The following is a 12,279-nucleotide window of genomic DNA, read 5'->3' on the forward strand; positions in this document are numbered from 1 at the left end:
TCGGTCGCAGCACAGAGGAACACGGAACGTGGCCGCCCGCCGCCGGTCTGCGATCAGTGCCGTCGTGTCGCCGAGGTTTTAAAATGGAACAACCGTGCAGCCGCCCGGCGCGGGCGGCCACGGTGGCACGCACCCGCGAGGAAGTGATCCGGATGGGGCTCAGGGCGGAGGACGTCGGCCCCGTGCTCGCCCGTGAGCAGTTCTTCGGCGGGGAGCCCGTCGAGGGGGCCGTGCGCGGCCCGATCCTGGAGTCGTGGCAGCGCTCCCGGTCGCTGGGGCTCTCACCGGACGGCTGTGAGCTGCCCTTCACCGACGATCTGGACCTCCAGGGCCGTCTCGTGCGCGCGGCCGGGCCCGTGCTGGACCGGCTGGAGGCCCGCTTCGCCGGCCGGAACATGAACATCTCGCTGGCCGACGGGCGCGGGGCGGTGCTCCAGCGCCGGTTCGGCGACCCCTCGTCGGTCAGGCGCCTGGCGCCGATCCAGAGCGTCCCGGGCTTCGTGTTCGCCGAGAAGTTCGCCGGGACCAACGGCATCGGCCTGGCGCTGGCGGAACGGCATCTGATCAACGTCTACGGCGCCGAGCACTTCGCCGAACGCTCCCAGTCCAACGCGTGCGCGGCCATCCCCGTCCGGGACCTGCTCAGCGGGCGCATCGAGGGCGTCCTGTGCTTCGGCTACCCGCGCGCGGAGGCGGACGCCGCCCTGAACGTCGTGATCCACCGCGCGGCGGACGCCATCGAACGGCGGCTGCTGGAGCAGAGCTCGGCCCGCGAGCGCGCCCTGCTGCAGGCCTACCTCGCGGCCCGGCGCGGCCTGCCGGACAGTGGCGCGCCGCCGAACGAGCAGCCGGACGAGCTCGCCGCGAGCGGACTGGACCGGCGTGACCAGATGATCCTCAAGGAGAAGGCCGGCGAGCTGCTCGCCTCGGCCCAGCGGGCCGCCGTCCAGGTGTCCCTGCCCGGCGGGCGGCGGATCACCCTGCTCAGCCGGCCGGTGACGAGCGCCTCCGGCGTGGAGGGCATCGCCGTCGAGGCCGTCCTGCCCTCGCGGCAGCAGCGCCTCGCCGTCCCCGCCGAAGAGCGGGACGCGGCTCCCGCGGCGCCGGCGCGGCACGGCCCCGCCCCCCTCATCGCGCCGCACGGCCACCGGGCCGGCGCGACGGAGCCCGCGCCCGGCGCCGCCGGGCCCGCCGGAGCGGGGCCGGCCGGCGGGCTGGTGCTGGTGGGCGAGCCGGGAGTGGGACAGTACGCCGTGGCGGCCCGGCGCCGTCTGGAGCTGCTCTCCGAGGCCAGCGCCCGCATCGGCACCACCCTGGACGTGGCCCGCACCGCCCGGGAGCTCGCCGAGATGGCCGTCCCGCGCCTGGCCGACTACGTCACCATCGACCTTCCCGAGGCGGTGCTGCGCGGCGAGGAGCCGGCCGACCCCCGCAAGGATCTCCATCGCACGGTGGTCCACGGCATACGCGACGACTGCCCCTTCTACCCGGCGGGCGAGCCGGTCCACCTCCGGCCGGTCACACCCCAGCTCCGCTCGCTGACCAGCGGTGAGGCCGTGCTGGAACCCGAGCTGAGGGCCGCCCCGGGCTGGATCGCCCAGAATCCGCTACGCGCCCGGCGCCTCCTCGACCACGGCGTCCACTCCCTGATCACCGTGCCCCTCCTCGCCCGGGGCATCGTCCTGGGCATAGCGAGCTTCTACCGCGCGCGGGACCCGGCCCCCTTCGGGGACGACGACCGGTCGCTGGCGCGGGAACTCACCACGCGCGCGGCCATCTGCGTCGACAACGCCCGCCGCTACACCCGCGAACACACCATGGTCCTCGCCCTCCAGCACAGCCTGCTGCCGCACGGCTTCCCCGAGCAGACCGCGGTGGAGGTCGCGCACCGGTACCTGCCGGCCGAGTCCGGGGTCGGGGGGGACTGGTTCGACGTCATCCCCCTCTCCAGCACCCGGGTCGCCCTCGTCGTCGGGGACGTCGTCGGCCACGGGCTGCACGCCGCCGCCACCATGGGCCGGCTGCGCACCGCCGCGCGCAACTTCGCCGAGCTGGATATGCCTCCCGACGAAGTCCTCACCCATCTCGACAACCTCGTGGGACGCCTGGACCGGGAGGAAGGCGGCGACGACCCTGCCGACGGCGCGACGGGCATCATCGGCGCCACCTGCCTGTACGCCGTCTACGACCCCACGTCGCAGCAGTGCGCCCTGGCCCGGGCCGGCCACCCCCCGCCCGCGCTGGTCGGCCCCGACGGCACCGTCACCTTCCCCGACCTGCCCGCCGGCCAGCCCCTCGGCCTGGGCGGCCTCCCCTTCGAGACGACCGAGTTCTCCCTCCCGGAGGGCAGCCAACTGGTGCTCTACACCGACGGGCTCCTCACGGACCGCGACCGCGACTTCGACGTGACCCTGGAGCAGTTGCGCCGGGTCCTGGCCCACCCGGGCCGCCCGCCCGAGGAAACCTGCCGGGCCGTGATGCGGGCGGTCGTCCCCGAGCACCCCTCCGACGACATCGCCCTGCTCGTCGCCCGCACCCACGCCCTGGATCCGCAGCGGATCGCCACCTGGGACCTGCCCACGGACCCGGCGCTCGTCTCCACCGTCCGCGCCGGCGTCACCCGCCGGCTGGCCGAGTGGGGGCTGGAGGAGCTCGACTTCTCCGTGGAGCTGCTGCTCAGCGAGCTGGTCACCAACGCCATCCGGTACGGCACGGGCCCCATTCAGGTGCGCCTGCTCCACGACCGGGCCCTGACCTGCGAGGTCTCCGACACCAGCAGCACGGCCCCGCACCTGCGCCGGGCGGCCACCACCGACGAGGGCGGCCGCGGCCTGTTCCTCGTCGCGCAGCTCTCGCGGGCCTGGGGCACCCGCTACACCGCAACCGGGAAGGTCATCTGGGCGGAATGCGCCCTGGAGGCCCCCGGCGGGAAGCCCGCCCCGGCCGGAGCGCTCCTGGACTTCGACGACATTCCCGCGATCTGACGGCCCGTCCGGCCGCGGGCGGCCGGAGGAGAGCCGTAGCATGACCGAATCGCAGTACATCGTCCCACTGTGTCCCGGATCCTGAGCAGGTGCCGGAGAAGTCTGTGCCCGACACTCCCGAAGTCGCCCCTCCCCCGGGCCCCGATCCCCTCGTCCGCGTCCGCGGTCTCGGCAAGCGGTTCGGCGGCACCCTCGCGCTGGACACGGTGGACCTCGACATCGAACCCGGCAGCGTCCTGGCCCTGCTCGGCCCCAACGGCGCCGGGAAGTCCACGCTCATCCACGTGCTCGCGGGCGTCCACCGCGCGGACACCGGGGAGGTGACCGTCGCCGGGCACCCGCTCGGCACCGAAGCGGCCTCCCGCGCCATGTCCTTCATCCACCAGGACCTGGGGCTGGTCGAGTGGATGACCGTCGCCGAGAACATCGCCCTGGGCGCCGGCTACCCGCGCCGCGCGGGGCTGGTGTCCTGGCGCCGCACCCGCGAGCAGTGCGCCCGGGCCCTCGGCACCGTCGCCGCGCACCTCGACCCCGATGCCGCCGTCGCCGGCCTCTCCCGGGCCGAACGCTCCCTGGTGGCCATCGCCCGGGCCCTGTGCACCCGGGCCCGGGTCGTCGTCCTGGACGAGCCGACCGCCAGTCTCCCGGCCGCGGACTGCGCCCGGCTCTTCGACGTCCTGCACACCCTGCGCGACCGCGGCCACGCCGTCGTCTTCGTCACCCACCGGCTCGACGAGGTATACAAGGTCGCCGACTCCTTCGCCGTCCTGCGCGACGGGCGCGTCGTCAGCCGCGGCCCGCTCGCCGGCCACGGCCCCGCCCGGCTGGTGCGCGACATCGTGGGCCACGCGCCGGGCGCCGCGCGCCCCGCCGCTCCCGCCGCGGGGCCGCCCGTCCTGAGCCTCGACGGGGTACGGACCGAGCAGACCGGGCCGGTCAGCCTGCGGCTGCGCGCCGGCGAGGTCCTCGGCATGGTCGGCCTCACCGGCGCCGGCCACCTGGAGCTGGGCCGCGCCCTCGCCGGCTCCCGGCCCCTCCTGGGCGGAACGGCCCTGCTGAACGGCGAGCCGTACCGGCCGGGCACCGTCGCCGCCGCCGTCCGCGCCGGCGTCGGCTTCGTGACCAGCAACCGCCAGGAGGAGGGCTGCGCCCCCGAACTGACCGTGCGGGAGAACTTCCTGGCCAACCCCCGGGCGGCCGGCCCGCGGGGCGGCCACTGGCTCGGCCCCGGCCGTGAACGCGCCGCGGCCGCGACCCTGATCGAGCGGTTCGCGGTCCACCCCCGGGACACCGAGGCGCCGATCGCCACCCTGTCCGGCGGAAACCAGCAGAAGGTCATGATCGGCCGGTGGCTCGGGCCGGGCCGGCGCCTGCTGATCCTGGAGGAGCCGACGGCCGGAGTGGACGTGGGCGCCAAGGCGGCGATCTACGGCCTGCTCCGGGAGGCCCTGGCCGGAGGGCTGGCCGTGCTCCTCCTGTCCACCGACTTCGAGGAGGTCGCCGGCGTGTGCCACCGGGCCCTGGTCTTCGTCCGCGGGAACACGACCGTGGAGCTCGGCGGCCCGGCGCTCACCGTCACCGCGCTCACCCGCGCCGCCTCCGCCATGGACGCCCTGACCGGGACGGCGGGACGATGACGGCACCGCCGCGCCACCGGTTCGGGCACCTCGTCGGCGCCTACGGGCTCCTGGCCCTCGGCGCCCTGCTGTTCGTGGCCTTCTCCCTCGCCCTGCCGGACACCTTCCCCACGCTCGACAGCGTCTCCGCCGTCCTGTCCGGCCAGTCGATCCCCGCGCTCCTCGCGCTCGGGGCGACGCTCCCCATCGCCACCGGGAAGTTCGACCTGTCCATCGGTTACGGGCTCGGCCTCGCCCACGTCACGGCCATGCAGCTCCTCGTCACCGCGGGGTGGTCCTGGCCGCTCGCCTGCGCCGTGGTGATCCTCGGCGGCGCGGCCGTCGGCGCCGTCAACGGCGCCGTCGTCGTCTTCGCGCGGATCGACTCCTTCATCGCCACCCTCGGCACCGGCAGCGTCATGTACGCCTTCACCGGCTGGATCACCGACGGGGCCCGGATCGTCCCCGGCCCGCGCGGGATGCCGGAGGCCTTCACCGCCCTCTACGACTCCAGGTTCCTCGGCCTTCCGGTGTCCGCGTTCTACGTCCTCGCCCTCACCGCCGTCCTGTGGCTGCTGCTGGAACGGCTCCCCCTGGGCCGCTACCTGTACGTCATCGGGTCGAACCCCCGCGCCGCCGACCTGCTGGGCATTCCCACCCGGCGCTACGTCGTCCTCGCCTTCACCGGGTCGGGGCTGGTCGTCGGCATCGCCGGTGTGCTGCTCGCCGCGCAGCAGCGGATCGGCAATCCCAGCGTCGGCATGGACTACCTGCTTCCCGCCTTCGTCGGCGCGCTGCTCGGCGCCACCGCGATCCGTCCCGGCCGGGCCAACGCGCCGGGCACCCTCGTCGCCGTCACCGTCCTGGCCGTCGGCCTCGCGGGCATCGGCCAGCTCGGCGCCGACTTCTGGGTCACCCCGCTGTTCAACGGCAGCACCCTGCTCCTCGCCGTGGGACTGGCCGGCTACGCCGCCCGCCGTCAGCTGCGCCGGCGCCGGGCGGAACCCTCCCGGTCCCTGCGCGACCTGCCGCGAGTCGCACCGTGAACTCCGGGCGCCCGCCCCGCCGCCCGGCCGCCCTGCTCGCGCTGGCCCTGGCGGGCACCCTCGCCGGCGGCTGCGAGCGCGGCGCGTCGACCGGTGCCGTCCCCTCCCCCGCGTGGCCGGCGCGAGCCGGCTGCCCGGCCGCCCTGGCCCGGGCCGAAGCGGCCGTCCGGCAGGCCGAGAAGACCGACGCCCCGTGGCAGGGCCCCACCAGAGGCCCCCGGGCCGTCGCCGGCAAGAGCGTCGTCTACGTCGCGCAGACCATGACCAACCCCGGCGTCGCGGGGGCCGCCAGGGGCGTACGGGAGGCCGGCCGGGCCCTCGGCTGGCGCGTCCGGGTGATCGACGGCCAGGGCACCCCCGCCGGCATCCAGGCGGCGTTCAGCCAGGCCGTCGCCCTGCGGCCGGCCGGTATCGCCCTCGGCGGCTTCGACCCGCGCCTGACGTCCCCGCAGGTCGCGCGGGCCGTCGCGGACCGCATCCCGCTCGTCGGCTGGCACGCGGTCGACACCCCGGGCCCGAGTGAGGACCCCCGGCTCTTCAGCAACGTCACCACCAGGGTCGAGGACGTCGCGCGGATCAGCGCCGACTGGATCATCGCGCACTCCCGCGGCCACGCCGGGGTCGTCCTCTTCACCGACGCCTCGATCCCGTTCGCCCGGAAGAAGTCCGAGCTCATCAAGGAGGAGCTCGCCACCTGCCCGGGCGTGCGGCTCCTGGCGGAGGAGAACATCCCCATCACGGACACCAGCAGCCGCACCCCCCAGGTGGTCTCCGCACTGATCTCCCGCTTCGCGAACCGGTGGACCCACTCCGTCGCCATCAACGACGTGTACTTCGCCGATGCCGCCCCCGCCCTGCGCGCGGCCCGCCGCAAGGGCGCCGCCGCCCCCTACAACGTCGGCGCGGGCGACGGCGACCCCTCCGCCTTCCAGCGCGTGAACAGCCGGCAGTTCCAGACGGCAACCGTCCCCGAAGCCCTCACCGAACAGGGCTGGCAGATCGCCGACGAGTTCAACCGCGCCTTCGCCGGCGAGCCCGCGAGCGGCTACGTCGCCCCGGTCCACCTCGCCACGGCCACCAACAGCGGCGGCGTCTCGACGTGGGACCCGCCGGGCTACCGCGCGGCGTACCGGAAGACCTGGGGAAGGTGAACCCCGGCCGGCGTACCGCGAAGGACGCCCACCAGGCCCGCAGGGGCTCGGGGCACTGTGCCCGGCAGGCCCTGGGCGACAGGGCCGTTCAGCCCTGCCCGCCGGGGCGCTCCTGAATGTTTCCTGGTGAGGCGGCCGGGTGTGTCCGCTCCTGCGTCGGCCGGCCGTACGCAGGAGGCGGGCGGGCACACCCGGCGCGCACCAGCGGTCGACCGGAGCCGGGCACAGCACGCGGGTGCCCGGCTCCGCACGGCGAAACGGCCTGCTCAGGGCCGGTCGCGCAGGGACCATCGGACCCCGCACGAGGGACTCTTCGGCCCCTCCGTTCCCCCCGCTCCACAGCTGATCATGAGACGGCGGCCGGGAAGGGCCATGGCCTCCTCACACAGGGCTCTTCCCGGTCGCCGCCGAGCGCACGAGAGCGGAGGACCCCGAGCAGTGGACACGTTGGGTACGAAGGGGAGGGAACCCGTGGAGGGGCTCCCCGTGGCCGGCGAGGGGGCCCTCAGGGCGCCCCGCGGCCCGGTGGTGGAGTGGCTGACGACCACCGACCACAAAAAGATCGGAACGCTCTATCTCGTCTCGGCGTTCGTGTTCTTCGTCGTCGGCGGGCTCATGGCCCTGCTGATGCGGGCGGAACTCGCCCGCCCGGGGACGCAGGTCATGTCGAACGAGCAGTTCAATCAGGCGTTCACCATGCACGGCTCGGTCATGCTGCTGCTGTTCGCGATGCCGCTGTTCACCGGGTTCGCCAACTGGCTCATGCCGCTGCAGATCGGCGCGCCGGACGTCGCCTTTCCCCGGCTGAACATGCTGGCCTTCTGGCTCTTCCTCTTCGGATCGCTGATAGCCGCCGGTGGATTCCTCACCCCCCAAGGGGCGGCTGACTTCGGCTGGTTCGCCTACGCGCCCCTGTCCGACTCCGTGCATTCGCCGGGCATCGGCGCCGACATGTGGATCATGGGAGTGGCCCTCTCGGGGTTCGGGTCCATCCTGGGTGCCGTCAACTTCATCACCACGATCCTGTGCCTGCGCGCGCCCGGCATGACGATGTTCCGGATGCCGATCTTCACCTGGAACGTGCTGCTGACCGCACTGCTCATCCTGCTCGTCTTCCCCGTTCTGGCGGCCGCGCTGTTCGCCCTGGAGACGGACCGCAAATTCGGCTCGCACGTCTTCGACCCGGCCAATGGCGGCGCGCTGCTGTGGCAGCACCTCTTCTGGTTCTTCGGACACCCGGAGGTCTACGTCCTGGCGCTGCCGTTCTTCGGCATCGTCTCCGAGATCATCCCGGTCTTCTCCCGGAAGCCGATGTTCGGTTACTGGGGCCTGATCGCCGCCACGATCTCGATCGCCGGCCTCTCCGTGACGGTGTGGGCGCACCACATGTACGTGACCGGTGGCGTGCTGCTGCCGTTCTTCGCCTTCATGACCTTCCTGATCGCGGTGCCGACCGGTGTGAAGTTCTTCAACTGGATCGGCACCATGTGGAAGGGATCGCTGTCCTTCGAGACCCCGATGCTGTGGTCCACCGGCTTCCTGATCACCTTCGTGTTCGGCGGTCTGACCGGCGTCATCCTCGCCTCGCCCCCGATGGACTTCCACGTCTCCGACTCGTACTTCGTCGTCGCCCACTTCCACTACACGCTCTTCGGCACCGTCGTCTACGCGATGTTCGCCGGGTTCCACTTCTGGTGGCCGAAGTTCACGGGCAAGCTGCTCGACGAGAAGCTCGGCAAGATCACCTTCTGGACGCTCACGGTGGGCTTCCACGCCACGTTCCTGGTCCAGCACTGGCTCGGCGCCGAGGGCATGCCCCGCCGGTACGCCGACTACCTCGCCGCCGACGGCTTCACCGCGCTCAACACGGTCTCGACGATCGGTTCGTTCCTGCTCGGCATGTCCTTCCTGCCGTTCTTCTACAACATCTGGAAGACCGCGAAATACGGCAAGAAGGTCGAGGTCGACGACCCCTGGGGCTACGGCCGTTCGCTGGAGTGGGCCACTTCCTGCCCGCCGCCACGGCACAACTTCGCCTCCCTGCCCAGGATCCGTTCCGAATCGCCTGCCTTCGACCTGCACCATCCCGAGGTCGCCGAGGTGGCCGAGCCCGAGGTGGCCCACCGCTGAGGCAGCGGCCCCGAAGCCAGGACGTGCCGGTCGTCGCGACACGGGGCCGGCACGTCCTGCCCGTCCGAGGAGGAAGAAGCACATGTCCCATACGATCCCGGCGCTCGGAGCGGCGGTGGTCTGCGCGTCCGGCTGCGTCTGGTACCTGCCCGCGGTCACCGACCTGCGGGCAGGCGACGACCGGCCGCGCTCCCGGCGGCTCGCCGCCGCCGCGTGCGTGACGGGGTGGGCCACCTGGGCGGCGGTCGGCGTGCTGCTGTCCGTCGTGGAGTCGTGGCTGATGCCGGGTACGGCCGGGGCGCTGGGCGCGGCGGCCGCGGCAGCCCTGTCGGTACGGGCCCGTACCCACCGGGCCCGTGAACAGCGGGAGGCCGACGCCTGCTGGACGGCGCTGCGCCGCGTCACACCCGCCGACACCGCCCGCGCCTCCCGGCGCGTCTTCGCGGCCTGGGCCTTTTCCGGCTCGGCGCTCGCAGTGCCGGCGGCCGTCGCGCTCGCCCTGCCCGCGGGTGCGGTCACGGCTGTCGCGGCGGCCGTGGTGGTCACGGCCCTGTTCCTGCTGATCGCGGTCGCGCGTGCGGTCGCGTTGCAGCGGCCCCGCTCCTGACCGGCGGCGCACTGCTGTGCGGTTCGGGCTCCGACCGGCCGGCGAACCGTGTTCCTGCTGCGCGGACGGCGGTGGCGGCTTCCTGGACGGGTCGCGGACGGGGCATCTCCTGTCCGCGGCCCGGGCGGCCGTCAGCGCGTGGGCAGCCGGCCGGCCGGGGCCGTGGTGGTGCGCAGGGCCTGGCCGGCCGCCAGTTCGCGGTAGGTGGCGTTCCCGGCGAGGAGTTCCTCGTGCCGGCCCCGGGCGATGACGTGCCCGGCGTCCAGGACGACGATCTGGTCGGCGTGCTGGACGGTGGACAAGCGGTGCGCGATCACCAGGACCGCGCATTCTTGGGTGATGTCCTTCAGTACGCGGCTCAGCGCGGCCTCGTTGATGGCGTCGAGGTGGGAGGTGGGTTCGTCCAGCAGGAGCAGCGCGGGCCGGGTGAGGAGGGCACGGGCCAGGGCGACGCGTTGCCGTTCTCCGGCGGAGAGGGTGTTTCCCCTCTCGCCCAGCATGCCGCTCAGTCCGCCGGGGAGACGGTCGACCACTTGGTGGAGGTTGGTGAGTTCGATGACGCGCCGCACGTCGGCCGGGCTCGCGGCGGGGGCGGCGTAGGTGAGGTTGTCCCGGAGCGAGCCGTGGACGACGTGGGTGTTCTGGTCGACGACCGCGATGCGGGCCCGGCATTGCGCGCGGCTCAGCTCGGCGGCCGGCCGGCCGTCGAACAGCAGGGTTCCGGAGTCCGCTTCGTAGAAGCGGGCGACGAGGGCGAAGATCGTGCTCTTGCCGGCGCCCGAGCTGCCGACCAGGGCGACTTGTCGCCGGTGCGGCACGGACAGGGAGACGCCTTGCAGGACCGGGCGGTCCGGGCCGTAGCCGAACCGCACGTTCTCCAGGGCGAGGGCGGGTGCCTCGGCGCCGTCCCGCGGCGGTGTCCTCCTCGTCCCGGGTGCCGGGGCCCGGTGCGCGGGCGGGTCCTCGGCCGGCCCGGCCGGGGGCTCGGGTGCCGGCGCCGGCGTCTCCCGCGCCGGCCCCGTGGGTTCCGCCTGGAGCGCCAGGGCTTCCTCGATGCGCTGGAAGGCCCCCATGCCCCGCTGGATCAGGCCGACGGCGCGGAAGACCGACGACAGGGGCACCACCAGGTAGGTGGCGTAGAGCAGGAAGGCCACCAGGTCTCCGAGGGAGTTGGCGTGGCCGTTGACCCGCATGCCCCCGATGACCAGGACGAGCAGGAAGGAGCCGTGCACCGCGAGTTCGACGGCCGGGCTCATCACCGATGCCAGTCGCGCGGTGCGCACCCCGGCTTCGTAGGCCGTGTCGACGCACTGTCCGATGCGCGCCGCTTCCCGCTCCTCGGCGCGGTGGACCCGCACCATGGGCAGGGCGCCGAGGGCCCGTTCGAGGTCGGCGGCGATCTCCCCCACGGCGTGCTGCATGCGCTCGGCGGCGGCGCGGATCCCGGCCAGCAGGGAGGTGACGATCGCCGCCGCCGTGACGACGGTCAGCGTCACCAGGAGCAGCAGCAGGGGGTCGATCCAGATCATCAGGGCGACGGCTCCCACGGCGACGAGCGAGCCCGTCACCAGGTCCACCAGCGCCTGGGAGACGACTTCGCGCAGCAGGGAGGTGTCGGCGGTGACCCGGGAAATGAGGTCACCTGTGCGGTGCTTGTCGTACTCCCTCATCTCCAGCCGCAGCAGGTGTCCCACCAGGCCGCGGCGGAGTCCGCGGACGATCCTCTCCCCCATGCGTTCCAGGACGAAGCGGCCCACCGCGGCCGTCGCCGCCTCGGCGAGAAAGAGGCAGGCCAGGAACAGGAGCGGCCAGGTGATGCGGCCGCTGCCCGCCGCGTCCACGATCTTCTTGGCGAGCAGCGGCTGGGCCAGCCCCAGGGCGGATCCCACGAGGGTGAGCACGGTGGCGACGGTCATGGAGGAGCGGTGGCCGGCGGTGAGCCGGAACATCGCGGCGACGGCGCCCCGTGCGGAGCGGTCCTCCTCGCGCCCTGTCTTCCTGTCCACCTTCGCTCCCGGGGTCGTCAGCGGGGCGCCCGTTCCGCGGGCGGCACGGTGATGAGGCGGCTGAAGTAGTCGTCCGGTACGCCCTCGTCTACGAGGTGGCCGTCGATCTCGACCCAGGCATGTGCGGTGAAGGGCGGCACGACGCGCACCCCGGTGCACCAGGTCGGCCAGGTGCCCCGCAGGCGGCAGAGCAGGGCGGTGGCCAGGGAGCGCGGGAGGCAGCCGCGCGGGCCGGCGCAGAAAAGGCTGACCGCGCAGACCGCGTCCCGTGCGGATCTCGCCCGCGCGGCGGAGGCCGGTGCGGCGCCGCGGCGCACGAGGCGGAGCACGGTGTGGATTTTGCGCGGTGGCAGGAGGGACAGGGCGAAGGCCGCGGTCAGGACGAGCCGGGCCCCCAGCCGCCGCCCGAGAGGGACGCCAGCCGGCCGGTGCAACGCGCTCGGGGTGGTCATAGGACGACCAGCCCCGCCTGCCGCAACTGGCCGATGAGGGCAAAGACGTCCTGGGCGGCCCGGGGCCGGTCGATCGCGAATTCCGCGACGACCGCGTCGACCGCGTCCGTTTCCCCGCCCCCTTCCATCAAAATCCGCACCACCAGGGTGCCGGTGGGGTTGAGTTCCCAGTACTGGCCGCTGCGCTGGTCGAGCAGGACCGTGCCGTAATCGGTCTGCGCAGTGGAGACATCCTTGGCGAAGCGCACTGCCATGAAGCGTTTCCCTTTCCGCGGGGCACCGGGGAG

Annotated in this window: 9 protein-coding genes; 6 read left to right on the forward strand and 3 right to left on the reverse strand. The window is 73.6% G+C overall.

Annotated features, from left to right (window positions below):
• Positions 1-152: 152 nt before the first annotated feature.
• From ABZ951_RS18585 to ABZ951_RS18610, 6 genes are all read left to right on the forward strand, one after another.
• Positions 153-2,984, forward strand: a complete 2,832-nt coding sequence (locus ABZ951_RS18585; protein ID WP_344093435.1) for a SpoIIE family protein phosphatase — start codon at positions 153-155, stop codon at positions 2,982-2,984.
• 104 nt (positions 2,985-3,088) lie between these two features.
• Entirely contained in the window at positions 3,089-4,621 is a 1,533-nt protein-coding gene (locus ABZ951_RS18590) for a sugar ABC transporter ATP-binding protein (protein ID WP_344093434.1), read from the forward strand.
• Positions 4,618-5,646 (forward strand): ABC transporter permease, encoded by a 1,029-nt coding sequence (locus tag ABZ951_RS18595; protein ID WP_361280260.1) that lies wholly within the window; start codon positions 4,618-4,620, stop codon positions 5,644-5,646. Before ABZ951_RS18590 ends, ABZ951_RS18595 begins: the two co-directional genes overlap by 4 nt.
• 32 nt (positions 5,647-5,678) lie before the next feature.
• A complete protein-coding gene (locus ABZ951_RS18600) occupies positions 5,679-6,797 on the forward strand; it encodes a substrate-binding domain-containing protein (RefSeq protein WP_361280275.1) in 1,119 nt (372 codons plus the stop codon).
• A gap of 372 nt (positions 6,798-7,169) precedes the next feature.
• A complete protein-coding gene (ctaD, locus tag ABZ951_RS18605) occupies positions 7,170-8,927 on the forward strand; it encodes a cytochrome c oxidase subunit I (protein WP_344093380.1) in 1,758 nt (585 codons plus the stop codon).
• A gap of 82 nt (positions 8,928-9,009) precedes the next feature.
• Positions 9,010-9,534, forward strand: a complete 525-nt coding sequence (locus tag ABZ951_RS18610; protein ID WP_344093378.1) for a hypothetical protein — start codon at positions 9,010-9,012, stop codon at positions 9,532-9,534.
• Positions 9,535-9,665: 131 nt separating this feature from the next.
• On the opposite strand, the gene ABZ951_RS18615 is transcribed toward ABZ951_RS18610, so the two are convergent.
• The 3 genes from ABZ951_RS18615 to ABZ951_RS18625 all read right to left on the reverse strand — a co-directional run bounded on the left by ABZ951_RS18615 (position 9,666) and on the right by ABZ951_RS18625 (position 12,246).
• Complete coding sequence (locus ABZ951_RS18615) at positions 9,666-11,483, reverse strand: ABC transporter ATP-binding protein (protein WP_344093430.1); 1,818 nt, start codon at positions 11,481-11,483, stop codon at positions 9,666-9,668.
• A 74-nt stretch (positions 11,484-11,557) separates the two neighbouring features.
• Positions 11,558-11,992 carry a lasso peptide biosynthesis B2 protein gene (locus ABZ951_RS18620; protein WP_344093376.1) on the reverse strand — a complete coding sequence of 145 codons (435 nt, stop codon included), beginning with the start codon at positions 11,990-11,992 and terminating at the stop codon, positions 11,558-11,560.
• Positions 11,989-12,246: a lasso peptide biosynthesis PqqD family chaperone gene (locus ABZ951_RS18625; RefSeq protein ID WP_344093374.1), complete on the reverse strand. Its 258-nt coding sequence runs from the start codon at positions 12,244-12,246 to the stop codon at positions 11,989-11,991. Before ABZ951_RS18625 ends, ABZ951_RS18620 begins: the two co-directional genes overlap by 4 nt.
• Positions 12,247-12,279: the final 33 nt, after the last annotated feature.

Source organism: Streptomyces sp. NPDC046215, from assembly GCF_040646215.1.
Classification (GTDB): domain Bacteria; phylum Actinomycetota; class Actinomycetes; order Streptomycetales; family Streptomycetaceae; genus Streptomyces; species Streptomyces stramineus.

Bases quoted from the DNA above. Each gene is read 5' to 3' on its own strand.
- ABZ951_RS18615 (WP_344093430.1), bottom strand. From the start codon at position 11,483: ATGTTCCGGCTCACCGCCGGCCACCGCTCCTCCATGACCGTCGCCACC.
- ctaD (WP_344093380.1), top strand. From the start codon at position 7,170: ATGGCCTCCTCACACAGGGCTCTTCCCGGTCGCCGCCGAGCGCACGAG.
- ABZ951_RS18625 (WP_344093374.1), bottom strand. From the start codon at position 12,246: ATGGCAGTGCGCTTCGCCAAGGATGTCTCCACTGCGCAGACCGATTAC.
- ABZ951_RS18585 (WP_344093435.1), top strand. From the start codon at position 153: ATGGGGCTCAGGGCGGAGGACGTCGGCCCCGTGCTCGCCCGTGAGCAG.
- ABZ951_RS18610 (WP_344093378.1), top strand. From the start codon at position 9,010: ATGTCCCATACGATCCCGGCGCTCGGAGCGGCGGTGGTCTGCGCGTCC.
- ABZ951_RS18595 (WP_361280260.1), top strand. From the start codon at position 4,618: ATGACGGCACCGCCGCGCCACCGGTTCGGGCACCTCGTCGGCGCCTAC.
- ABZ951_RS18620 (WP_344093376.1), bottom strand. From the start codon at position 11,992: ATGACCACCCCGAGCGCGTTGCACCGGCCGGCTGGCGTCCCTCTCGGG.